This window comes from Endozoicomonas sp. ALE010 (assembly GCF_049310165.1).
Taxonomy (GTDB): domain Bacteria; phylum Pseudomonadota; class Gammaproteobacteria; order Pseudomonadales; family Endozoicomonadaceae; genus Endozoicomonas.
The window spans coordinates 1-25249 of sequence record NZ_JBLYNV010000072.1 but is presented as its reverse complement, the minus strand read 5'-3'; the positions used below and the strand labels follow the sequence as shown (position 1 = coordinate 25249).

The window sequence follows — 25249 nt, the reverse complement described above, 5'->3', positions numbered from 1 at the left end:
GCCACCCCGGAAGGACCAGGTACAGGGTCCGGCTGTTCTCCAGCGGTCGCTTTGGCCCGGGCAAGCAGGCTTTGACTGGTTTTGGCCATAAGGTTGGCATTCAATATTTTGATGGCATCCGGTACCGGGGTATTATTGGCCAGAGCATCGTCAAGCACACTGATCACTTCCCGCATTTGCAGGATTAGTGGATCGACTGTGGTTACCTGAGTGCTTGAGGGTGGAGGGAGCAGGTCCTGTTCAGTCAGCTTCTGACTTAATTTCAGTTTTTCAAGCCCCGCTGCACTGGTCACCTTGTTAATGTATTCTTTTGCCAGGGCCTTCGTGGCCGCTTTGTCGAGGGCTTCAAGTTCCGTTACCGGCTTGGTCAGGATCTGTTTTAACGTTAAGGCCGAGGTAGGAATGGGAGCCATGTCAGCCCACTCGGTTATTTCTGCCTCGGTGGGTTGATAAAGATGCCCGATACCTCTTGAGTTGGCAATCTGCGCTGGCTGAGTCAATCCAAGGTTGTATACCTCAGCCAGTCGTCTCAGTGCGTCCATGGCCCTTGCGACCAACTGATCCATTGAATCGGCTCTGGCCACGTACAAAGAGCTTGAGATATCAGAAATGATCAGAGCCAGTTGATTATTCATCCTTTGTATTTTTGCAAATAGGATATGTCCGACACGCGGGGCGATGGTAAACAGAACAGTAGCATCTGCCCCTGTCGGTAACTGAGTTGCCTTCGCATTGAGCGCTGCAACCATCTTTGACAGCATTGACCGAATTGTAAGAAATGGTTCTCCAGCGTAGACTCCATACGAAAATTGCTCAAGTTCCTGGCTAATTTTACTAAGGTAATGACTGTCTTTTTTCAGGCCCAGGCTACGCCATAAAGGTGCGCGGGAAGCAATTAGTCTTTTAGTCGACAATTCCTGTAGCAAGGTCCTGACAAGAGCGGGTAATCGAGCATATCCGGCACCCAGAAAAACAGCATTGACCAGAGCATTTAAAGAGTTGCTAACAGAAATTCCAAAGTGGCTGGCAAGGGTCACTGACACTACATCGCCCAGACATATGCCTTCCCGTATTTGCAGATCATTCATCATTAGTCGAAAAGGGTTCCATGCCATAGAGAAAGCTGTGACAAAATTTAAATTCGTCACAGCTGGCGGATTGGGGGCCAGAGATATCCGTTGGAGACGCTGCAGCAGGTTACGAACCAAGACCTGGAGCCCTTGCATCATGTCTCTAGGTTGTGCCGGAGTACTTTCGTTAATAATTGAGAGGGTGTTAACTTTATACGCTAATCTGCCAAGTGCCTGATAGTCTTCACGCCACATTAAATCAAAGACCTCGTCCTTATATTGCGCCAAATAATTGGCCATCCCCAGTGGCTGACGGAGTTGATTGGCAAGAGCTATTGCATCCGGGTCTCCCGCAACGCCACGCTGCACCGCAAGGGTAAATTCATTGCGCATTGCAGAAAAACCCCGTAAAAAATCCAACAGTTGCGGGACCATGTTGTCTTGGGCAATGGCATCTTCAAGCCCTATCAGCCACCTGATGCTGTTTAAGAAATCCGGCTTCGAAATGATCATTCTTTTTGAGCGATGGTGATGGGCTACTGTCGTTGAGCCAGTATTCTGGGCAGGAGTTGTCGGGTCAGGCGCAATTGTGGTGTTGAACTCATGGATAATGTCATCCACCCCGGCTGCTACGATATCGAAATAGTGACGAGCGACATCAGGGAAAGTGGCATTAGTGAACGTGCCATTAGTGAACGTGCCATTGATCGTTTCGGCAAAGGCTTTAATACCCTCGAGCAGCATATATCCGGCAAAATCCCTGGCACTGCCCTTAACAAAGGTGGCTAATTCCGTGAGGTTAAGGGCCGGAAGCAGTTGTTGAAAATAAACCAGGTCATTTTCGTACATGCCAAGATTGGTTGAATTGCCCATATCGTCCACTATGGCGGTCAGTTGCTGCTCCAGTGTTAAATTGGTAGCGGCCAGCGAACTGGACAGGGCCAGAGTGGTCCTGGCGGGCGCGATGTCGGTGATGCCGCCCAATGAATGTGTCGGGATAATACTGTCAGTCCAGGGTGGCAGGGTGTTAACCAGTGAGGGAGTGCTGGCCGGTAGTAGTATCGGGCTGTTGGCAATGCTTGCAGAGGCAGAATCCTGAACAGTCGGGCCTGCATAATTAAACGGTGTTGTTTGTGTCGGGCTTGCATAATTAAACGACGACGTATCCATACCAATCGGGCTGGCAACAACCGAAACAGAACCGGGATCGGCTATTGCTGACGTTACCGATGCATTGGCGGCAACAGTGCCCTTGCCGGAACCGGTCAGGCTGGACCGGGCTGGGAAAGCCGTGGTGGCATTCATGGCAGTTGCCGAACTGTGCAGCGAAGGCAATGAATGCATACCCGTTGCATGGGTAGAGACGGTACTCTTCACCGAGCCGGATAACCCCATGGACGTTGCCGAATAGTCACCGGTTTCACCCATATCATTGATACTTACACTTGTGGCGGAAGGCCCTGCTGAGCCAGAAGCATGGGAGTGGCTGGAGACGCTGGCTGCCAGGGGATTGCTGACTGAGCCGGACTGGCTGGCTGGCCGATGAGCGCCGGTTACCGTAAAACCAGGGCCCGCCGTTTTTACTGAGCCTGCTGCATCGTGGGCAGTAGCGGTAATGGACTCTGATGAACTGTCTGATGAACTCACAGCAGTCTTGTAATCACTGCTGCTGTCACTGCTGCTGGATGTACCCTGAGTAGTGGCTGGGGATCTGGCCAGGCTGGATGTTGCCAGGTATGCACTGGTGATTGCTGTTAACACCGACGCCGACGCCTGTACCGAGCCTGATTCGCTGTTCACAGATGGACTGTTAGCGGACGTTGCCGAAGCAGCGTTATCTGAGGCACTAACCTTCATGGCCTCCGACATAGCGGCGGTTGCCGTGTGTATGCTGCCTGCGCTGGCAGATGTTGAAGCATTTGCCGGATTTGAATGACTGGACGAAGTGGTTGTTGAGGTTTCGCTATTTATTGAACCAGCTGCGCTTTCAAATGATGTTGAAGCTTTTACTGAATTTGAACTGCTGGCCGAAGCTGTTTTTGAGCTTGCGCTATTTATTGAACCTGCTGTGCTTTCAGATGTTGAAGCTTTTGCTGTGTTTGAATTACTGGCCGAAGCGGTGATTGAAGTGGCGCTATTTATTGAACCCGCTGTGCTTTCTGATGTTGAAGCTTTTGCCGGATTTGAACTGCTGGCCGAGGCGTTGATTGAGGTGGTGCTATCTATTGAAACAGCTGCACTTGAATGAATTGAGATTGTCTGCCTGAGCGAGACTGAAGAACTGGCAGACTGAACCAAATGGCTGGTTTGATCCTGGCTACCCGGTGCAATCGTCGTCTTCCCTGTCTTTTTATTATTAGCCACTTGACGTGAGTGAAACACGCTGGTTGTTTTAGCACGATCACGAGGAAATTTTTTATCATGATCATGTGGAAATTTTTTATCATCATGAGGAATTTTTTTATCAGGATCATGAGGGAATTTTTTATCAGGATCATGAGGATATTTTTGATCAGGCAGAAAATCTGGATTAGTTGGTTTAACTGGAAGTCCAAGATGCATCGCTTGATTAACCCGTCAGTTGACTTCTATTAATTTCAGATTGATGGAAAAATATCCAACTTTACAAAATTTGCAAATATTCGAGAGAGAAAAGTATACAGTCTAGGGGTGGCAAATAAGGGTTGTTGATTATTGTCGTTTACTATTTCATAGCTTTAGTTCAAGCTGTTTGTATTTACTGTTAATCCTGAATTCGTATCATTATCAATGCAAAATAAATGCGAAAGTTGAAACCAAGCCACCTTTTTTACAAGCAGTTTCAAATGGCTGAAGTTGAGGCTCTGATTAAAAAGCCGAAACCAGTGACAGTGAAGAGGACGATGCTGATCAGCAGGAGACTGGCCACAGCATTCATGAAGACTTGCAATTTAAGCAGGAATTTTTAGACCAATTTATTGCAGCCACCGTAGGGCAGACTATTCTCGGACAGCCTCCTGGGAGGCTGGGCATGTAAAATACTGTGATCTCGCTACGAAAATGCAGCTACGGACAGTGGAGCCATACTGGAACTTTTACCAGCCAGTTACTCTCTAATGATGATAGAATCCACTCTTATGATAGAAGTGGGTAGCTAAAGTAACTAAATAAGTCTTGCTTGAGAACTACCATGAATGTTGTCAGCGGCATGGATACCTCCGCCAACCTGCACCCTCATCCCCAACCAAAGCCTGACACCCAGCCGGTAACGGTCTCTGGCCAATGGGCAACCTGCGCACCGACCAGCAAGCTGATACCCCGGCATCCCAGGGAAGATGAGCGACAAGTGCTACTTTGGGCAGCAGAGAGTGGGTACCTGGCGTTTCGGCGAATTAAATTGACTAAAGAAAATGATTACTTTTCGGGTAAGGGTGCACCAAGGCCATTCACCCTCGCCCTGCCGGGGAAGATGATGCCCGTAGCACGCGTACCAGATGGGTTTGGTAAATGGATGGTAGGCATTGTTAATCCACAATGCCTTTATGTTTATAAACATAATGCATATACGGAGCCCGACATGGATCCGGATAAACTGTCAATAAAATTACTGCCTGATCTGCAATCATTACACGAGAAATGTCTTGAAAATGCCAATCAAGCCATTTGGAGAGTTTATCCTCGTTTCACCTCGGGACATCTGCGAGCAGATGGGACTTTCAGTTTACCTGGATTGGTAATCCGCAATAATTCCCACGCCTATAATTATCTTGATTATCCGGAACTGGTGCTTACCAACTACAGCAAGGAAGACATCAGATGCTTTTTTGTTTACCTCGATACTCAGATGAATATTGCCGATATCCTGCAGGATAAACGTCATTGTGAAGAGGTGTTGGAGCTTAAACAACCGTTGCCTCTGGTTATTTATTGTCACCGCACAGGTTCTGTACAGGTTTGTTTTGATGATGAGCTGGACAGTAAACACTTGGCCCTGAATGAGCATTCTCTGGATGATTTTGCATTCTCACAGGGCATAGACCAGGAAAATTTCAGAGCCATGTTGAATCTGCTGCCAATGCCTTTGCGTACAGAGGCACTGAGTTGGGAATTAACCGCTTCACCGGATGTTTTTCACAAATTGCAACAGGCCATCAAGCTGGTGAGTGATCCCTGTTGTTACAGTTCCGGGAGGCTTCTGGAATTAAAACAGAGTGGCTTGCCAATTCACCACCGTTTTTTTCATAATAAACAAGGATATGTTACATCGTTGCTGGAAAAGTTGCTGATTACTGAAATGCTCAGAAATGATCAGCCTGGACAGGAACAAATCCGGGAACAAGAGGAAGAAGCTTGCCGTTTACTTCAGTTGCTTCTGCAGAACGGGTCAAGGATGGATCAGAAGGTTACTTCGGTTTTTTACTGTACGCTAAGCAAGCGAGAATCGGCGGTAATGCGAGCGGGCACAATGAATTATATGGTGGCCGCCTTTGCTCCATTTGAGTTCCTGAGCCTGGAAGATCTCAAGTGGTTGCCGCTGATCGGTTATTCGGGAAGCGTCGTTGAATTTGACCGAATCTGCCGGGGGCTCAGTCAGCAGCAACGGCAGAGCCGTCTTGAAGAGCTACTATGTGATTACCTTGGTTACCCTTTAAACCTTGATATCTTTGAGTCCCACCTACTCGCCCTGTTTCATTATGGAGCTTCCCTGAACAAAGATATTCTGGCCAGGGTTAAACATAATCTGGACTATTGGTGCCATGACGGTAGAAAGGTTATTGGTAACTTATCCGTGGCTGGGTTCATCCAATGGTTTGAAGGACTATGGAAGCAACGAAACAAGCATCCTTTCTACCTGAATTGGTCAGAACATGTCCGACAGGCCAATCTGGAAATCGCGGATCTGAAACAATCGCTCGGTCTGTCGGACGATGCTTGCCCATTGGCGGCACCTGTGGAAACCAAGGTGCCAGCGGCATTACAGTTTATGGTGGACGCGTTCAGCAAACCGCCCGTCCTGCCTGATAATGTCGGCGATAATGAAAGCACCATCCTGAAGGTATTGCAGCATTATTACCGCCGTCCGGGACCGGAACGCGTGATCCAGAGCCTTGGCAGACATACCTTGCCAACCGTGTGGAAACCGCTGCACAGCTGCAGTCATGTCCTGCGGGCCAGGAATAATGGGCTCTGGTATATGGAATTGCTGGAAAAATTTCAGCTGCATTACCTGCGCCCGGAAAAAAAAGAACTCCTGGCGCTGGCGATTATCTACCATGCTGCTGCTGCCGAAGATGTCGCCAAATCAGTGGAAGAAACAAGGTCAGCTGACTATTTCAAAAGGGACCTGATCGGGCACTATCCTGAACCGCTGCTGAAGGATATGGCAAAGGCGATGGTCAGCAAGGAAAATGATGTCAATGGCGCAGATGAGCAGAACCTGTCTGACTCCGTGCGCTGGTATCTGCGCATATTACGCTTTGCAGATCGTATGGACATTATCCGTTGTTGCGGGGTTGGGGCTGATTTTCCCGGATCAACGGTCGGGGGGTTTGACGCTACACGTCTTGACCTGCCGCCGCAGTTGCCCTGGGATTTTACCTCCGGGCCTGGCAACGGGACTGAATTTCAACGGCATCTGGTAGCCGCCATGCATGGTGCGGCTGATCTGGCGCAAGTAACCGGGCAACCCAACGATCACCGCGAAAAAAAATATACCGAGGCCTACGGTCTGATTGACAATGGCTCAGAGATTTCTGAGCACTTTGAATGGACAACTGAGTCAGTGGAAAGAATGAACCGGTTTATTGATGACAATGTTCGGCGCACAATTGCTCAGGCCGCTGGAATTATTGTCTGTTCAGACCCCTACCACCAGGCTTGCAGGGCTGATCAGAGCAAAGGCATCACTTATGGTATTCATAACAGCTGGTATGATCTCCACCAGATAGAGATTCCGGCCGGAATGACGCTGCTGGAAAAGATGCAGTACAGGCATAACCCATCACTGCTAAGCCCGGCAACACAACAGGCATTGGAGCAAGAGGTGCAACGGCTGAAGAGCCAGGGAATACGAATGAACCCAGGGACCTTGACGCAGGAAACACTGACTTCGTCGAAAGCGCAGGAAGTGCTGAAAGAGCGGGGTATTACCGTGGTTTGTGAGAAGCGTCCCTACTGTACCGACGATGACCGCCAGCTAGAGAAAGTAATGTTCGTACCGAAGCAGATACCTGAACCCGCGCGTTCACAACCAGAAAATCAGCCTGACACAGACCAAGGCTTTTCGTGTCAAATCCTCTGAACCCAAGGTCGCAGTATACCTGGCAGGGCTGGCTACCAGAGTTTTAGACCTGACTTGAGCTGGAAATTGACTAGCTGATTCCCAGACAGCCTTCTGGACAAAACAACTGTATTTATATACAGTATAAAGAACCCAATACAGGAGGAAGCCCATGTCCATTACCCCCATGTGGCGAGTTGACCGGGACGGAAGCATGTTTACTGATAAGAAAGCCGCAGAAGAACACGATCGTATGCTTGAGCTGGCCGATGGCATCACGGGTATGCTGGAAGCCAATTTCAAGATCGATGAACAACTGGCGGAAGAGATCGGTCTGCTGCTGTCACGGAACAAGGATATTCTCGCCAAAGCCTTTAAAGGCAAACCTGAAATCCTGCAGGAGATCAAACTGGAGAGCGAACCTGCAGAAAACAATACCGTAGATATTCGTGAAGCGATTGCCTGATATTGATCTAAGCCACAAAGGCGTGATGTTGCTCATAGTGAAATGTCCTTTGTGGTTACCAATCACATTTTATGAATACTTAAAATAACAGCTGATTCGGTACTTCCCATAGGCTAGTACATGGTTTCTGATGGGTTCCTTCTATCAATGACTCCCAAGCTCCGTTCGTCCTGAGCGGAGTCGAAGGGCGTAAACACCATACCCTGAATAAAGACTGTGCCAATCACCCTTCGACTCTGCTCAGGGTGAACGGAGATTGTACACACCAAACTCATTGCAATGATGCAGAAAGCTGTCCGAGAACCCAGTAGTCGGCAATGAAGGGTGCTTCCTGATTCAGTCCCACAGTGTATAATCACCGGTTTATCCAAATCCGGAGCCCCCCTGCTCTTCAGGAGTTCCGGGAACAGTTGGAAACTCTACTGGAAAAGCAGTTATGGAAAAGACGTTCAACCCCCAAGCCATCGAACGCACGCTGTATCAAAACTGGGAAGAGAAAGGCTATTTTGCGCCGGCTTCTGACCAGCGCGGTAACAGCACGCCCTACTCCATCATGATCCCCCCTCCCAATGTCACCGGCAGCCTGCACATGGGCCATGCCTTCCAGGACTCCATTATGGATGCCCTGATCCGCTACCACCGGATGAAAGGCTGCAACACGCTCTGGCAGGTGGGTACTGACCATGCGGGTATCGCAACCCAGATGGTGGTTGAACGCAAGATCCTGGCAGAAGAAGGCAAAACCCGTCACGACTACGGACGTGAAGCCTTTACCGATAAAATCTGGGAGTGGAAGGAAGAGTCCGGCGGCACCATCACCCGTCAGCTTCGTCGCCTGGGGGCATCTGTTGATTGGGACACCGAGCGCTTCACCATGGACAAGGGCTTCTATGCCGCTGTCCAGGAGGTCTTTGTCCGCCTTTACGAAGACGACCTGATCTACCGAGGCAAGCGTCTGGTGAACTGGGACCCAAAACTGCACACTGCCATCTCCGACCTGGAAGTAGAAAACAAAGAAGTCAAAGGCAATATGTGGCACCTGCGCTATCCACTGGCGGATGGCGAGAAAACCGCAGAGGGCAAAGACTATATCGTGGTAGCCACCACCCGTCCGGAAACCATGCTGGGGGATACCGGTGTGGCGGTTAACCCGGAAGATGAGCGTTACCAGGCCCTGATCGGCAAAGCGGTTATTCTGCCCCTGGTCAACCGTCGCATCCCGATTGTCGCTGATGAACACGCCGATATGGAAAAAGGCACCGGCTGCGTAAAAATCACCCCGGCCCACGACTTTAATGACCATGAAGTTGGCAAGCGCTGCAACCTGCCAATGATCAATGTTATGACCCTGAACGGCGATATCCGCCAGCAGGGTGAAGCCTATAATATTGATGGCACGGTAAATCAATCCATTGATACCGCTATTCCAGAAGCCTACCGGGGCATGGAGCGCTTTGCTGCCCGCAAGCAGATCGTTGCTGACCTGGATGCCCTTGGTCTGCTGGAAAAAATCGATGACCATACCCTGATGGTGCCTTACGGTGACCGTTCCGGCGTGGTGATTGAGCCGCTGCTGACTGACCAGTGGTTTGTCCGCGCTGCGCCGCTGGCCAAACCGGCTATTGCAGCGGTAGAAGACGGTCGTATTCAGTTCGTGCCCAAACAGTACGAGAACATGTACTTCTCCTGGATGCGTGATATTCAGGACTGGTGTATCTCCCGTCAGCTCTGGTGGGGACACCGAATTCCTGCCTGGTATGACGATGCCGGCAACGTTTACGTGGGTCGCAATGAAGCCGAAGTCCGGGAAAAGCACAACATCCCAACGCCTGTTGTCCTGAAGCAGGATGACGATGTTCTGGATACCTGGTTCTCTTCGGCACTCTGGACTTTTGGCACCCTGGGCTGGCCAGAGCAGACCGATCGCCTGAACACCTTCCACCCCACCGATGTGCTGGTCACCGGTTTTGACATTATCTTCTTCTGGGTCGCCAGAATGATCATGATGACCATGCACTTTATGAAAGATGAAGACGGCAAACCACAGGTGCCGTTCAAGTACGTTTACGTGACGGGCCTGATCCGTGATGAGCATGGCGACAAAATGTCCAAGTCCAAGGGTAACGTCCTTGACCCTCTGGATATGATTGACGGTATCGACCTGGAAGCCCTGGTTGAGAAACGCTGTGGCAATATGATGCAGCCGCAGCTGGCGGAGAAGATTGAGAAGCGTACCCGCAGCACTTTCCCTGAAGGTATTTCTGCCCACGGTACCGATGCCCTGAGATACACCCTGTACTCACTGGCCTCCACCGGCCGTGATATCAACTGGGATATGAACCGTCTGGAAGGCTACCGGAACTTCTGCAACAAGATCTGGAATGCTGCCAACTACGTCAAAATGCATACCGATGATCAGGACTGTGGTATCAGTGGTGAACCCGTTGAACTGACTTTGGCTGATCGCTGGATTGTTTCCCGACTGCAACGGGTTGAAGCCCAGATCGAAAAGAACCTTTCCGAGTTCCGTCTCGATCACGCGTCCCAGAATCTCTACGACTTTGTCTGGAATGAATATTGTGCGTGGTATCTGGAGCTGTCCAAGCCGGTTCTCTGGGATGAACATGCACCTGCTGAGCGTAAGCGCGGCACCCGTCGAACACTGGTTCGGGTTCTGGAGGCCATTATGCGCCTGGCCCATCCGTTTATGCCTTATATCACCGAAGCGATCTGGCAGAACATCAAGCACAGTGCTGGCGCTGCCGGTGACACCCTGATGCTGCAGAGCTACCCGGTGTCGGACCCGGCCCGTATTGATGAAACGGCTGAGCGTGATATTGAGTGGCTCAAATCGTTTATCACCGGTATCCGTAACATTCGTGCCGAGTTGAATATTGGCCCAAGCAAGCCGCTGAATGTACTGCTGCGTAACACCTCTGCAGACGACGTTGCCCGCCTGAATGACAACCAGACCTTCCTGAAGTCCCTGGCCAAACTGGAAGACATCAGGGTTCTGGTCGCCGGTGAAGAAGCCCCCATGGCAACCACTCAGCTGGTAGGCTCCATGGAAGTTCTGGTACCAATGGCTGGCCTGATCGACAAGGACAAAGAGTCTGCCCGACTCAATAAGGAGATTGAGCGGTTTGCCAAAGAAGTGGCCCGCTTTGAAGGCAAGTTAAACAACGAGAAATTCATCAGCAAGGCACCCGCCGACGTGGTTGCCAAAGAGCAGGACAAGCTGGCTGAAGCTCAAGCCGCCAGGGCCAAGCTGGAAGAACAGCTGGAGGCGATCAAGGCTTTGTAAATCAGAGCATTGGCAATATAAAAATGGCTGCAATCACTGCAGCCATTTTTTTATGCACCGCTTTTTTTATTTTCTTTTTATTGGTACGTCTTATTCATTTTATCAGCCTTGTTTCAATCCGATTCCTCATTGCACCCGATAGATGATAGTAATTCTAACAATCATGTTATTGAACAGCTTGTTAATATTAATACAATCAATAACAACAAGTACGAGTAAGACTTGTAACAGTTTACATTTAATGAAACATCGCTGATCAATCTGTACATATGGAGGTGAAATATGAATTCTATTGGAGGCAGTCAGTATTTAACAGGCCAACCTGCCAGGCAACCTGAAGTCAATTCCGGAACCACTAAAGCCGACCTTTCTGGCAAAAGAGTAACTATCGCTACGCACTACCATGAAAGCCCCCAAATACCTGAAAGAGGCAACGTGTACGAGGGGCGGCCACTGCATAACCGAAAAACCAAGCGTACCCTGGCCACATTGTCAGCGATCGCGATGGGCGTTGCATCAGTGTTATTCATCGCCCCGACTATCGCTTCCGTAGCGGGTAGCATTTTGGGTGGCATTGGTACCGCGATTGGGGTGGTAGGAGGGCCTTATGGTATGTTTCTTGGTAGCGTGATCGGTTTCTCTGTTGGGGCTTTCGCAGGATATGCCGTGATGGCCTACTTTATCCCCTATTTTATAGCAAAGACTTACAATCTGGTTCTGGAGGCGTCAAATGGCAATGACTTTGAAAGGTCCAATCTTGCCGATAGAGTTGTGGCTCATTATGAGGGGTCAACTTCAACATCAAGGGCATAAACCCAATACAATCTAAACTGTTAATAAAAAATCGCTGTAACCACCGCAGCGTTTTTTATGCTCCGTTTTTTCAATTTTCTTTTTATTGGCACTATGATTTATTCTGAGACAAATCCTTAGTTCATCAATCGATTTAAATTGAGCTGTTATATGAATGCTAACGAAACCACCGAATCTTATTTCACCGAACAATACAATCCTTCAACTGTAGTCAGTTTTCCGGCTGAACCTAAAGCCAGGCATTCTGGCAAAGAAGTTTCTATTGATATATACCCTGATAAAAGGTCCCAGATATCGGAACAAAACAACAGATACGATGGGCCGTTACTGAAAACCCGAAAAACAGAGCGTGTTCTGGCCACATTGTCAGCGATCGCAATGGGCAGTGCATCAGTGATTATCACGCAAGTTGCCGCCCACGTCGGGTGTTTCACTCTGGGTGCCGGAGGTGCGATGTTAGGGGGGATGATGGAAGGAGCAGAAGGTCAGTTAACAGGAGGTCGGATAACAGAAGGTCAGTATATTGGTGTAGCGGTTGGTGGCGCTATCGGGTATTTCACAGGATTCAGCGTTGCTGCCTGCCTTAGTCCCTACATGGTAGCAAAGGCTTACAATTTTGTGCTGGAGGCGTCCAATGGAACCGGCTGTGAACGGTCAGCACTTGCTGACAGAGTTGTGGCTTACTATGAGCGATAAATATTGAACCTGATCGGTTAGAAAACGGGAACAAAATCCTGTCCCTATTGTCTGATAGACAGCACGGTGCCCAGAAATCAACAAATACAACACACGCCGTGCTTTTCTTCCTTTCATCCTGCCTCCATTGAGGAGTCGCAGAATATAAACAGGAGCTGTTACCACCATGATAATCAGTGAACCAAATCAATTAACACCACCCGGCATACCTGATACCAAAATCCCGGACAGTAGTGGACCTGAAGCTTCAACGTACGAATGGCTGACCGGTAAGGCAAGATACTCATTAGCTTGCGCTGCACAGACCCTTAAGCATCTTCCTAACCCGGCATATTATGCATCATCCGCCCCCGCCAGGCTCATCACTTTGCTGACCCTGGCTGGCAAATGCGTCGCTGGCGTTACTACTCATACATCGGTCAATGCCAAGCCAACGTCCTTATCAACATTGACTAATTCAACAGACTCATTCCTCCCTGTCCCCTTAACCCCCCCTGATGTCAAGTCCCCGGGCCAGCCAGCCTGGATGGCTGCATTGAACAGCCAGAATGAACACGACAGTGGCCAGACTGAAGAAAAGCCCCCTCAGGTGGTGATTGAAAGAGAAGCGACGAAGGATGAGATCGAAGCACCGTTAAGATATAAGCGTTCTCCCAGAGGATCGAGTTCCAGCAGAGGTGGGGGTTCCAGCAGAGGTGGTGGTTCCAGAGGCTCAAGAGGCTCAGGAAGCTCAAGAAGAGGCTCCAGAAGGTCATCAGGAGGAGTCGGTGGAGGTGGTTCCCACCATCCATTACCTGGCCCAAAAGGGGGCAAATCAACTGGCAGACAATGGCTCGGCAGGATTGGTGGTAAAAAGCACATCGGCAGGGAATATGCCAAGATGGAAAAAAACTACTTTACTGGTCGTAAATGGTTCAAACCAAAGGGTATATCAAAGCATGAACCAGTCAACTTACATGACACTTTACTGTTTTCAAAAACTGGCAAACTAAAGGATAAAATCATTACCCCGCAAGGAAATGCATACAAAATCGAAAAAAGTAATCATTGGTTAATGGTAAAAAATGACAAGCAAATTATCTCTACAATACCCAAGGCAGTAAAATTTAACCATGGGGCCAATGCTTTTAAACTCGGTGTTTTTAATATTTACTCTCCGTGGCTTCCCGTCACGGCGTATTTTTTATATCACGACAAAACAGCCATGCCGTTTGAGTTATATTTCAGGCCATCTACTTCAGATAACTCGAAGACAGATATAGGTTACTATGCACCCAGTACTAATGAGTCACCCACCGGAAGTGTGAATCATTTTTCTCCAAATGGTACTTTTGTTTACCAAAACAGCACTGCTGTTATTGATGATTCAGATAAACATTTCATCAAGATTGCATCGGTACCCAAAGGGAGTGCTGTCAGCTTTGCCTTGCTTAATAACCAAAAACCGAAAACCGAAACTGGTGTCCCGACATCTGCCACAGAAACACCCACTTCTTTGCCTGATATAACTACCCCAGCGCATCCCACTAATGGCAGTCAGTCATTGTCGACAAACACCAACTGCACTGACGTATCAGAGCCGACACCCATGCCGATAAAACCGCTTAACTCTACCGACATTGAGAGCAACAATAACATGACCAGGGTAAACACCCTGCTAAATGAAGAAAGCCTCTTAACCGATGTCAGTTCACAACTGGTGATAATGAATGAGGGTGAAGTGTTAAAAATTATAGGTTTGCCACATCGGGTAAGCCAATTCTTCCTTGATAGTGAAAATGACACCGTATTCACTTATTCAATGGATGAACCTACAAGCGAGGAAGTCAAATATGTAGATTGGCAACCCGGGTACTGGTACAGCTCTGCTAACAAAGTTGCTGATCAAAGTCCTTACAATTTACTACTGCCAATGCTGGGAATGGTCGGGATAAACCAGAATATTCTCGGATAATTTATCGGTTAATCCGGCCGCTGCTGCCGACAGGTAGCAGTGGCCTCCTTCAAAATCGCCCTTTATCTTATCTCATCATAACCGCCGCAGCTGGCTCGATAATCCGGTTAAACGGTGGCAGAGAGTTCATGATCATCTGACCATACCTGGCGGTAACCAGCCGTCGATCCATAATCGTGATGCGACCACGATCCTGCTCCGTTCGCAACAGACGGCCACAAGCCTGTATCAGGCGGATCGCCGCATCCGGCACGGTAATTTCCATAAACGGATTCCGCCCCTGGGCTTCCAGCCACTCAGAAAGTGCTGCCTCCACAGGGTCGTCCGGTACTGCAAAAGGAATCTTGGCAATAATCACGTGTTCGCAATAATGACCGGGTAAATCTATCCCTTCTGCCAGGCTGGCAAGACCAAACAGGATGCTGACCTTGCCGTCATCAATCTGCTGGCGGTGCTTCTTCAACAACTCCTGTCGTGAATAGTCATCCTGCAGCAGGATCTTCTCCTGCCAACAGGCATCCAGACCAAAGTGCACATCCTTCATCTGTCGGCGGGAAGAGAACAGTACCAGCATCCCTTTTGGGCGATCATCACCGGACAGTAACTCGGGTAGCAGCTCGATAATCTCGGCAGTATGGTCTTCCGCATTCCGTGGGTCTGAAGCCATGGCCGGTATTACCAGAGATGCCGCCTCACCATGCAGAAATGGACTGGGCACTACCACACAGCGAGACTCAGCAGGCACTCCGGAGCGCATCCGGAACCGGCCAAAACTACCCAGGGCGGCCAGGGTTGCCGAGGTGACAATGGCTGCGTGAGCAGGATTCCACAGCGTCTGCCATAAGGTCATGGAAGACATGATCGGGCTGCTGAAAACCTCCAGCTCTTCGCCAAAAGCACCTTCGCTCCATTTCAACCAGCGTGCGCTGGGAGGCTCTCCCTCGGGATCTTTGATGGTGTAGGTCAGCCAGAGTTGAAAATGGCTCTCCATTCGTGACTGCATGCCACCGATTTCAGGATAGAGCTGTTCCGCCTGCCAGCGATCAATACCGGGAACGTCGCCGTCCATTGCATCGTCCAGGGCTTTGGCTATCTTTTCCAGCATACCGCTGCACTTGCTGAAACCGGCTTTCAACCGTTCCGCCTGTTGTCGTAATGGTTCAGGCACAATGCCCTGGGGAAAGCGGTAATAAGCGACCTGACTCTCCCCCTGGGTGGTAAATTGTGTTTTTGGTTCAAACCGGGCAATGCTGTGCAGCATCTCCCGGGTATGACCCAGAGCATTGACCAGGGCATCAAACTCGGGCTGAATCCGCTCCAGCAATTCACCCAGCTCTCCCGGCAGGGCCTGCTGGGTCAGAATCTTCTGCAGATGTCGCCCGGCTTTCTCCAGCCAGCTGGCCGTGCCTTTGACTCTGGACTGACAGGTAAAATGATCAATGGCTTTGTCTGGCAGGTGGTGGCCTTCATCAAATACATAGATGGCATCCTTTGGCTCAGGAAGAATCGCACCGCCTCCCAGCGCCAGATCCGCCAGCACAAGGTCGTGGTTGGCAACCACAACATCGGCATGCTCAAGATCACCCCGGGCTTTATAAAATGGGCACTGCCGGAAATAACCACAACGACGTCCGCTGCATTGGGCATGGTCAGTGGTGATGGTTCGCCATTGCTGATCTTCCAGGGCATCAGGCCAGCTGTCCCGGTCACCCTCCCATTTGGCAGCGGCAAATGCCTCCAGCATGCTCTGGTATAGCGCCAGGGAGGACTGATCGTTTTCCAGGGTGTGACCATCGTAGGCGAACATATCCATTAACGAGGCAGTCGCTTCCTCTTCCTGAAGCAGCCGGTCCAGCTTACTCAGACAGGCATAACGCCCACGCCCCTTGGCCAGGGTGTAAGAGAACTTGAGTCCGGTTTTTAAAATAATGTCCGGCAGATCTTTATTGATGACCTGCTCCTGAAGGGTCACGGTGGCCGTGGCAATGACCAAACGTTTTTTCGCAGCCTGAGCCATTACCACCGCAGGCAACACATACCCCACGGTTTTTCCGGTACCCGTACCGGCTTCAATCACGGTAACGGAGGGGTCAGAGATTCTGCGGCCTTCACTGTCGGTGTTAATATCTCCTAGCGCTCGGGCAATCTCGGCAATCATCTGCTTCTGCCCCGGTCGGGCCTTTAGCTTTTTACTCTCCAGAAAAGCACTGTAGGCTTTCTGGATGGCTCTCTTCTGGGGTTCGTCAAGCACAATGCCTATCGCTCTGGTGGAGTAGCTGGTTTAAATAGACTGATTGTATCCTGTTTCATCACACTGCACAGCGGTGAATACCACAAACTCTATTCAATAAACGATACGGCAACCGGGAGCAAAATTCAGAATCCTGACTCTCCCGGGTTTTAAACGGATCAAAATATTAGACTCGACATTGACAAAGGTATAGGCTCAAAATCTTGAAAATCAAACAAGTCTCTGATGTCAGTGTGTTTGATCTCATTCGCTATATCCATTATCCGCACTGGTTCCGGGTGCAGGTCCGCTTTGTTATCCTTTGTGGCGGCACGATAGATGTCGACAGGTAAAGAGACCACGCTGCCAGCCAGCCCAATAACAGCAAAAGCAGCCGCAGCAACCGCACCAAGTGCGACGCTGACAGGAACGGCGAGCAAATAGCCCAGATAAAGTCCGACAAGAAAACCCGTATTGCCCGGTGATGATTCCTCAGGGCTCGGAAAGAATAAACATTGAATTAATCGGCCAACGGTATTGCCAATAATGTTACCGGCTATACCACAAATGCTACCGAGAGTGATTATCGGCGCAAAAAGCCCAGCTTGTGCACCTATACCCCCCATTTTCAGAATCCGATTTTTGGCGGCATAAAATGGATAGATTAAACGATCTTTAAGTGAAGGCTTTTCATTAAATGATCGGTTATTTTCAGTCTGTCTTGTGGCATCGGATTCCGTGGTCGTCCTGCCAGCAAATTGACCGTCTGTACGGTTGGGTTCTGTGACCGTTGAATCAAACTGACCGGTAATGTTTCCTATAGACTGCATGAGATCCCTCCATGGATTTCAATAAGATTGATCAGAAATAAGTACTGCATCAAAGCTTACAGCAGGTTTATCCCCTCATCCCATAACAACAGGGTTATAAATACTGACAGAAAAGCAAACAATCAAGTACTACGCATTACATCTGCATAGGAGGGTGGTGCTATATCGTCTCTTTGAAGCACGGGAGCAAGTGGTGAAGCTTGTACAGAATGAACATCAGGACGAAGCTGAGAATCTCTTGCGGTCGCTTCAGCAATATCACTGTTACAAGAAGCTTTTTCACTGGCACTTGGGTTGATTGCAGCACTTTTGCCTTCTCTGATTGAATTGCAATGAAAAAATCTGGGAATGGGCTCTGGCATTTCTTTACGATCTTCTCTTTCGTCGGTTTTTGAGTCTCGACTATTTCTCTGTTTTTTTTCACCGAATTCTGAGAGAAAAACAAAAACGTCTCTCACCTTCAGGTTCTCAAGATTAAAATTTCGTACTTCCTCCGCAAATTCAATATCAGTAATTTTTTGTACCTTATCGCAGTCGAGCTTTTTCAGCCCCTCCGGTTTAGCACCATGCTTCTTTAAAAAAGCAACTAACTCTGATTTGTTCTTACTGTTTGCCACAAAGGCAGGAGTGATAAGACCATAGCCATCCACCGGCTCTCCTTTTGCCAAAAGGAGTTCAACCATTTCGATTTCGCTATCTGTGTCCATCTGATCAGATGAAGCTACCGCTGTAATGAGATTATCCAGGCCATATAAATCACGACATACATGATACGTGTTATCCTTATCCAATCCATGATCGGTCAGGTAATCGACAATCTTCAGGTGTCCGGAGTTAGTCGCTTCCCAAATGGGTGCATATTCAGATAGTTTATAAACCTCTTGCATCTGATTTTCGACCAGATAGTGAATGATATCCCTAAATCCGTGCCTGGCAGCTATACGCATATAGTTGTAATCATGTTTATTGAGGATGGATAAGGCTTCGGATCTGGAGATGGCATCTCTAAACGTTCGCAACCGGCCAAGTTCCTCAGCTTTCTGCTCGCGTTCTTGCAGAGCCAGCTCTTCTCTGGTTGGGAATGTAAATACGGTTGGCTGTTGAACATCAGGTTTCTCAGCTGTCGGCTGGCGTTCGCTATTGTCCGAAGACCGCCCTTTGGTGATGGATAACGTTGAAGCGGTTGGCTGTTGAACATCAACATGCCACTCACTAACGGCCTTTTCAGTGCTGCGATCTTTTCTGTTTCTTAGCGTAGTTCCTGAACTACTCAGTTTTACATACGTTTGATCATCTGAGCCTGGCTCTGGTTTATCCGACTTACCAGCTTGATATTGGTATGATGGATCGGGCAGAGCTGGCGTTTTGGAAGGTATCATATGAAACACCCTGATGCTTGTTGTTGATGGTAAAAACAATCCGTTTTTTATTTTTCGCTGCCTTTAGAGTAGAAAAACCTGGATAAAGTTCCCTATTCATGAGTTATTTGCCAGACGCTAAAACCCATAACCCGTTAGCACAGCAGGTTGAGATTCAGACCAGGTATCAGGGTTACATTAACCATCAGAGCGATGAGACAGAACGAGGGTAAAAAAAGGACACCCACTATTCCCAGTTAACAAACTGGCTGAGTTCAGGCATTTTGATATCATCCCATATATCCATTACCCGCACTTGCTTTGGGTTCAGGTCTACTTTATCAGCCAGTGTCATGCCATGATAGATATCAAACGGTGAAGCCAGCACGCTGCCAGCCAGACCAATAACAGCAAAAGCAGTCGTAGTAAACACACCAAGAACAACGGCGGCAGGAATGGATAGCAAAATCCCTGTATACAATCCCAGTAAAGCACCAACTTCACCCGGTGGTATATCAGAGTTTGGAAAGAATAAACTCTTAATTAATCCACCAACGGTATTGCCAATAATTTCACCGGCTCCAACACAGATAGCACTTGCAGCGAACATCGGCGTATAAACGCCAGCCTGTGCACCTATACCAGCCATGTGCAGTATTCGATTTTTGGCGGCATAAAATGGATAGATTAAACGATCTTTAAGTAAGGGTGTTTGATCGAATGATCGGTTAATTTCAGTCTGTCTTGTGGCATCGGATTCAGTGGTCGTCCTTCCCTCAAATTGACCAACAGCACGGTTGCGAGTGGGGCCTGTGACCGGTGATTCAAACTGTCCGGAAATTTTGCCTATAGCTGGCATAAGACACCTCCATAGATTTCGATAAGATTGATCAGAAATAATTACTGAAAGAAAAACAAACAATTAAGTTCTTAACAGCCTTGATCTTTACAGCTCTTGCGGCAACAGGTCAGAGCCTGTTAACGTTTCGCCGTAAATTCAGCAAAGAAACGTCAACAGCCGCTGGCATTGATGTCTCAACTTAAAATTTTGTTCATACGTTTTGCATATACCGTTTTCGGGTAGTTACCATGTCCATTAACCCCTCAGATTGCCCCTGTGGCTTTGGAAAAACATTCACCGAATGTTGCAAGCCTTATATTCAAGGGAAGCCAGCCCCAACAGCTGAAGCATTAATGCGTTCCCGTTATACGGCTTACACACTGAGCAATATTCCCTACCTGGTTGCCACAACACACCCCGGGCAACAGGAAACCATCAAGCAACAGAAAGTCTACCAGCAATCACACGGTACGCTGTGGCAAAAACTCGAGATTGTCGATACAGAGGCAGGACAAGCGGCGGATCAATCGGGCATGGTTGAATTCAAGGCCTGGTTCAGGGAGTCACTCTCAGGCCCTGAACAAGTTCACCATGAACGCTCTTCTTTTATTAAAAAAGAAGGGCACTGGTACTTTGTCTACCCCAAAATGGCACTGGTCAAAACAGAAAACGCTGGCAGAAATGATCCCTGCCCCTGCGGCAGTGGCAAGAAGTATAAAAAGTGCTGCGCACAATAAAGACGACAACTTTTCCGATCTATCATAAGCACTTACCGAGAATCAATAGACAGAAATCAAAGAAATCAATACGTAAACATGGTAGCATCACCTATCGCATCAGGTTGCTTCGACAAACGTAATAACCTGACAGGCAAATTCTCGGCTTGCCATTCATGGTTAAGCGAGTCAAACCAGTCAGGGGACAACATGGAAATGCTGTCCGGACTGAATATAACAGCCATGAACGAGAAGTACGGTTCAGAAGCAATCAGGTCTGCCCGGGGAATTCACCCGGGACCCGCCAGAGCTGATGTTCACTGCCCACCTCTTGTTGTTGCCATGGTAAAAAAAGCTCAAATCAAGAGGACTGACAATGACCATTTTCAAAAAACTGGGACTTGCCATTCTGGGGGCAGGCTTTGCAGCTATCTCCTCCACTGCCAGTGCAGCCCCATCCAGCCAGCAGTTTGTCACCATTGGTACCGGCGGTGTCACCGGCGTTTACTACCCAACCGGTGGCGCTATCTGCCGCCTGGTGAATAAGGGACGCAAAGAGCATGGCATCCGCTGTTCGGTTGAAAGTACCGGTGGTTCTATTTACAACCTGAACACCATCCGTGCCGGTGAGCTCGATATGGGTATCGTCCAGTCGGACTGGCAGTTCCACGCCTACCGGGGAACCAGCGCTTTTGAACAGCAAGGTGCCAACAAGGACCTGCGGGCGATTTTCTCGGTACACCCGGAAGCCTTTACCATTCTGGCCAGGGCAGATGCCGGCATCAGCACGTTTGAAGACCTGAAGGGGAAGCGCGTCAACATCGGTAATCCGGGCTCCGGTCAGCGTGGCACTATAGAACAGCTGATGAAACTGTATGGCTGGACACACGACAGCTTCTCCCTGGTTTCCGAGCTGAAAGCAGCCGAACACGCCAAGGCACTCTGTGACAACAAGATTGACGCCTTTGTCTATACCGTTGGCCACCCATCCGGATCTTTCAAGGAAGCCACCACTTCCTGTGATACCGTACTGGTCTCTGTCGCAGGCGATAAAGTCAACCAGTTGATCAAAGACAACCCATACTACCGCACTGCGACTATCCCCGGTGGCATGTATAAGGGCAACGATCAAGACGTTCAGACCTTCGGTGTGGCGGCAACCTTTGTCTCCTCCACGGCGGCCAGCGAAGCAGCTGTCTACCAGGTGACCAAAGCTGTATTTGAAGATCTGTCCACCTTCAAAAAACTGCACCAGGCGTTTGGCACCCTGAAGAAAGAAGAGATGGTGTCTGATGGCCTCAGCATCCCGCTGCATGAAGGTGCCAGGCGTTACTATCAGGAAGCAGGTCTTCTCTGAACTTTTTTCCCTGATCCGGGAAGGTGTAGCAACACCTTCCCAAATGCAGTTTGTCATCACGCAGAGTGCTGCCTGAATTCTGCATGAAGACCTATACAGCCCTCACCCAACAGGGGTCACAGGGCTGCATGGGGAAGCAGTGTCGTCTTTTTTACCTCATGGATATTCCGCTTCCCCGCATTTTTATAAGGCCATGAGCCATTGGATGAAGAATGCATCATTTCCAGAGCGCATAACTTCAATAACAACAGGTATATTATGGAAGCAGTCAACAGCGCCAAGCTGAATAATTCAACAGCAGGCTCCACCAGCTCTGCTGAACAAATGGTTAACCAGTCCGAACAGGGCGGCCGCCAGCCCATTGGCAAATCCAGACTGGTATTACTGGGCACAGCCCTGAGCTGGTCACTGTTTCAGCTGTGGAACGCATCACCTCTGCCGTATATTTTCAATGTTGGCATATTTAACGATGGTCAGGCCCGGGCAATCCATCTCGCCTTTGCCATTTTCCTGGCATTTATTGCCTTCCCTGCCAGGAAAAAATCGTTTACCCATCAGGTGCCCGTGACTGACTGGCTATTTGCACTGACTGGCAGCTTCTGTGCCGCCTACCTTTATATTTTTCACCAGGCGCTGGCGACCCGTGCCGGGGCTCCCGTTATCCTGGATCTGGTCACGGCCGGTGCTGGTATGCTGCTTCTGCTGGAAGCAACCCGCCGGGCACTGGGGCCGCCACTGATGGTGGTTGCGGCGGTTTTTATCACCTATGCCTTTGCCGGCCCTTACATGCCGGATGTGATTGCCCACAAAGGTGCCAGTCTCAACAAGGCGCTGTCGCACTTCTGGATCACCACTGAAGGAGTCTTTGGTGTTGCCCTGGGTGTATCCACCAGCTTTGTTTTCCTGTTTGTTCTGTTTGGTTCACTGCTGGAAAAGGCCGGTGCCGGTAATTACTTCATTCAGGTAGCATTCTCTCTGCTGGGTCATCTCAAAGGTGGGCCTGCCAAGGCTGCTGTGGTGTCATCCGGCCTGAGCGGTGTGGTGTCCGGCTCGTCCATCGCCAATGTGGTCACCACCGGGACCTTCACCATCCCCCTGATGAAACGGGTCGGCTTTCCTGCTCACAAGGCCGGTGCCATTGAAGTTGCCGCCTCCACCAATGGACAACTGACGCCGCCTATTATGGGCGCTGCGGCGTTCCTGATGGTGGAATATGTTGGCATCTCTTATATCGATGTTATTCGCCACGCCCTGTTACCCGCCGCGATTTCCTACATTGCCCTGTTTTATATTGTCCATCTTGAAGCTTTGAAAGCGGGCATGCAGGGATTGCCAAGAAGCGTCACCCGCACAAAGACTCAGGCACTGATGTCATTCACGGGCTCGTTTGCCGGACTCTGCCTGCTGGGCGCTGGCGTCTATTACGGTGTTGGCTGGACCAGACAGTATATGGGAGAGCACGCCCTCTGGATCATCACGCTGGCATTGCTGGCCAGTTATCTGATACTTCTGAAAGTGGCTGCCAGACAACCGGATCTCATCAACAATATTGAAGAGGATATACGCAGTACTCCTGTGCCCGGACCAACCATCAAGCGCGGTCTCTATTATTTGCTGCCCCTGGTGGTGTTACTGTGGTGTCTGACCGTTGAACGCTACTCCCCTGGCCTCTCTGCCTTCTGGGCAACCCTGGTCATGGTTTTCATCACACTGACCCATAAAACCCTGATTGATCTGTTCCGGAAGGAGCAAACCACCACGCATCTCAAAGAGGGCTTTCTGGATCTGTTGGACGGCATGACCACCGGGGCCCGCAATATGATCGGCATTGGTGTTGCCACTGCAACCGCCGGTATTGTTGTGGGTGCAGTCACGCTGACCGGTGTTGGTCTGGTAATGACCGAGTTCGTGGAGTGGATTTCTGCTGGCAGTATCATTCTTATGCTGCTGTTCACCGCCATTATCTGTCTGGTGCTGGGCATGGGGCTGCCAACCACCGCTAACTATATTGTGGTGTCCACCCTGATGGCACCGGTTATCGTAACCCTGGGCGCACAGCATGGACTGATCGTGCCTCTGATTGCGGTCCATCTGTTTGTCTTCTATTTCGGTATTCTGGCGGATGATACTCCGCCTGTGGGCCTGGCTGCCTTTGCCGCTTCGGCCATCGCACAGTCGGACCCAATCAAGACCGGTATCCAGGGCTTCACCTACGATATCCGCACCGCTGTTCTGCCCTTTATGTTTATCTTTAATACTGAGTTACTGCTGATCGGCGTTGACAGCCTTGCACAACTGGCGATTGTCGTCTTTGGTGCCATTGCGGCCATGCTGGTGTTTGCTACCGCAACCCAGGGTCACTGGTTAGTAAAAAACCGCTGGTACGAAACCCTGGGCATGCTGCTGATCGCCTTCACCCTGTTCAGGCCAGACTTCTGGTGGGACAGGATTTACCCTCCCTATGAAACCCATGAAGGTCGTGACATTGTTGCCCAGGTTGAAGCACTGCCGGACCAGGCTGATGCACGCCTGTGGGTAGCAGGAGAAACCCTGGAAGGCAAATCGGTTAATCAGATGGTTATTCTCCCCGCTGGCGACCAGGCCACGGCTGATGACCGGTTCCGCCACATGGGCCTGGAGGTTCTGGTTGATGGGGATGACCTGACCATCGATATGGTTGACTTCAACAGTGAGGCGCAGCAGGCCGGTATTGATTTTGACTGGCAGATTCATCGTCTGGAAGTTCCGGCAGAGCGACTGCCAAAACAACTGACATGGATACCCGCCTTTATTCTGCTGTTGTTGATTTTCCTTGGACAAAGACGCCGACAGGGCCAGTGCAGCAAATTCATTTTCTTTTTGTCCGAATAATTAGATACTGTATCAGAAGAATATTATTCGGACATTCTCCTGGGATTACCTGAAGCACTGCAATCAATCAGGTTCCTGGTTACATAAGCTGACGACAAGGGCAGTATTCATAACAGGGATAAATTACTGTAAGGATAATTAATATGAATACTGTACCTGCCAACTATCACCCCGGCCTATGTCTCAAATCCGGAAAAGCAGATTCTGAATCTTCTGAATGACCATGAACTTCCCAAGCTGTCCGGCAGTCAAATCCTCGGGCTGCATTCTCTACCAGAATATTTTGATCAAAAACACCGTTCCGGCTTTATAGCAATGGATAACGGGCATAAGTAGTTAACCAAATGAAATCATATATTTCTGACTAAGTTGTCAGTCACTCTGCGGCGTTGGAACTCCGGTCACATAGCTACGGCTATGCTCCCTACGTTGCGCCTTGCATAGCAACTGCCCACTTAGCCAGAAATATACGATTCCATTTGGC

General features: G+C 49.5%; 16 protein-coding genes. 11 read left to right on the top strand and 5 right to left on the bottom strand.

Annotated elements, in window-relative coordinates; genetic code table 11:
- Nucleotides 1–2717, bottom strand: a 2717-nt coding sequence (locus ACO6UY_RS21260; RefSeq protein WP_422491145.1) for a hypothetical protein, incomplete at its 3' end; no start/stop codon positions are given.
- 52 nt (nt 2718–2769) lie between these two features.
- Between ACO6UY_RS21260 and ACO6UY_RS21255 the strand changes: the two genes are divergently transcribed.
- The 8 genes from ACO6UY_RS21255 (at nt 2770) to ACO6UY_RS21220 (ending at nt 14562) form a co-directional block, all read left to right on the top strand.
- Complete coding sequence (locus tag ACO6UY_RS21255) at nt 2770–3006, top strand: hypothetical protein (protein WP_422448637.1); 237 nt, start codon at nt 2770–2772, stop codon at nt 3004–3006.
- A gap of 9 nt (nt 3007–3015) precedes the next feature.
- Complete coding sequence (locus ACO6UY_RS21250; protein ID WP_422448639.1) at nt 3016–3318, top strand: hypothetical protein; 303 nt, start codon at nt 3016–3018, stop codon at nt 3316–3318.
- A gap of 921 nt (nt 3319–4239) precedes the next feature.
- Nucleotides 4240–7350: a hypothetical protein gene (locus ACO6UY_RS21245; protein WP_422491144.1), complete on the top strand. Its 3111-nt coding sequence runs from the start codon at nt 4240–4242 to the stop codon at nt 7348–7350.
- A gap of 151 nt (nt 7351–7501) precedes the next feature.
- Nucleotides 7502–7795 carry a YebG family protein gene (locus ACO6UY_RS21240; RefSeq protein ID WP_269673759.1) on the top strand — a complete coding sequence of 98 codons (294 nt, stop codon included), beginning with the start codon at nt 7502–7504 and terminating at the stop codon, nt 7793–7795.
- Between the two features lie 436 nt (nt 7796–8231).
- Nucleotides 8232–11099: a valine--tRNA ligase gene (locus tag ACO6UY_RS21235; protein ID WP_422491142.1), complete on the top strand. Its 2868-nt coding sequence runs from the start codon at nt 8232–8234 to the stop codon at nt 11097–11099.
- A 282-nt stretch (nt 11100–11381) separates the two neighbouring features.
- A complete protein-coding gene (locus tag ACO6UY_RS21230; RefSeq protein ID WP_422491141.1) occupies nt 11382–11912 on the top strand; it encodes a hypothetical protein in 531 nt (176 codons plus the stop codon).
- A 150-nt stretch (nt 11913–12062) separates the two neighbouring features.
- Nucleotides 12063–12608 (top strand): hypothetical protein, encoded by a 546-nt coding sequence (locus tag ACO6UY_RS21225; protein WP_422467352.1) that lies wholly within the window; start codon nt 12063–12065, stop codon nt 12606–12608.
- Nucleotides 12609–13134: 526 nt separating this feature from the next.
- Entirely contained in the window at nt 13135–14562 is a 1428-nt protein-coding gene (locus ACO6UY_RS21220) for a hypothetical protein (protein WP_422491140.1), read from the top strand.
- A 67-nt stretch (nt 14563–14629) separates the two neighbouring features.
- Here ACO6UY_RS21220 and dinG read toward each other — a convergent pair whose 3' ends face one another.
- The 4 genes from dinG to ACO6UY_RS21200 all read right to left on the bottom strand — a co-directional run bounded on the left by dinG (nt 14630) and on the right by ACO6UY_RS21200 (nt 19839).
- Nucleotides 14630–16813: an ATP-dependent DNA helicase DinG gene (gene dinG, locus ACO6UY_RS21215; RefSeq protein ID WP_422448651.1), complete on the bottom strand. Its 2184-nt coding sequence runs from the start codon at nt 16811–16813 to the stop codon at nt 14630–14632.
- A 158-nt stretch (nt 16814–16971) separates the two neighbouring features.
- Nucleotides 16972–17622: a hypothetical protein gene (locus tag ACO6UY_RS21210; protein WP_422448653.1), complete on the bottom strand. Its 651-nt coding sequence runs from the start codon at nt 17620–17622 to the stop codon at nt 16972–16974.
- A 122-nt stretch (nt 17623–17744) separates the two neighbouring features.
- Nucleotides 17745–19001, bottom strand: coding sequence for a hypothetical protein (locus ACO6UY_RS21205; protein ID WP_422448655.1), 1257 nt, complete (start codon nt 18999–19001; stop codon nt 17745–17747).
- A gap of 226 nt (nt 19002–19227) precedes the next feature.
- Complete coding sequence (locus ACO6UY_RS21200) at nt 19228–19839, bottom strand: hypothetical protein (protein ID WP_422491138.1); 612 nt, start codon at nt 19837–19839, stop codon at nt 19228–19230.
- 230 nt (nt 19840–20069) lie between these two features.
- Here ACO6UY_RS21200 and ACO6UY_RS21195 point away from each other — a divergent pair, with 230 nt between their 5' ends.
- The 3 genes from ACO6UY_RS21195 to ACO6UY_RS21185 all read left to right on the top strand — a co-directional run bounded on the left by ACO6UY_RS21195 (nt 20070) and on the right by ACO6UY_RS21185 (nt 24765).
- Nucleotides 20070–20558: a YchJ family protein gene (locus tag ACO6UY_RS21195; RefSeq protein WP_422448658.1), complete on the top strand. Its 489-nt coding sequence runs from the start codon at nt 20070–20072 to the stop codon at nt 20556–20558.
- A gap of 355 nt (nt 20559–20913) precedes the next feature.
- Nucleotides 20914–21894: a TAXI family TRAP transporter solute-binding subunit gene (locus tag ACO6UY_RS21190; RefSeq protein ID WP_422448660.1), complete on the top strand. Its 981-nt coding sequence runs from the start codon at nt 20914–20916 to the stop codon at nt 21892–21894.
- A gap of 258 nt (nt 21895–22152) precedes the next feature.
- Nucleotides 22153–24765 carry a TRAP transporter permease gene (locus tag ACO6UY_RS21185; protein WP_422463106.1) on the top strand — a complete coding sequence of 871 codons (2613 nt, stop codon included), beginning with the start codon at nt 22153–22155 and terminating at the stop codon, nt 24763–24765.
- The last annotated feature ends 484 nt before the right edge of the window (nt 24766–25249 follow it).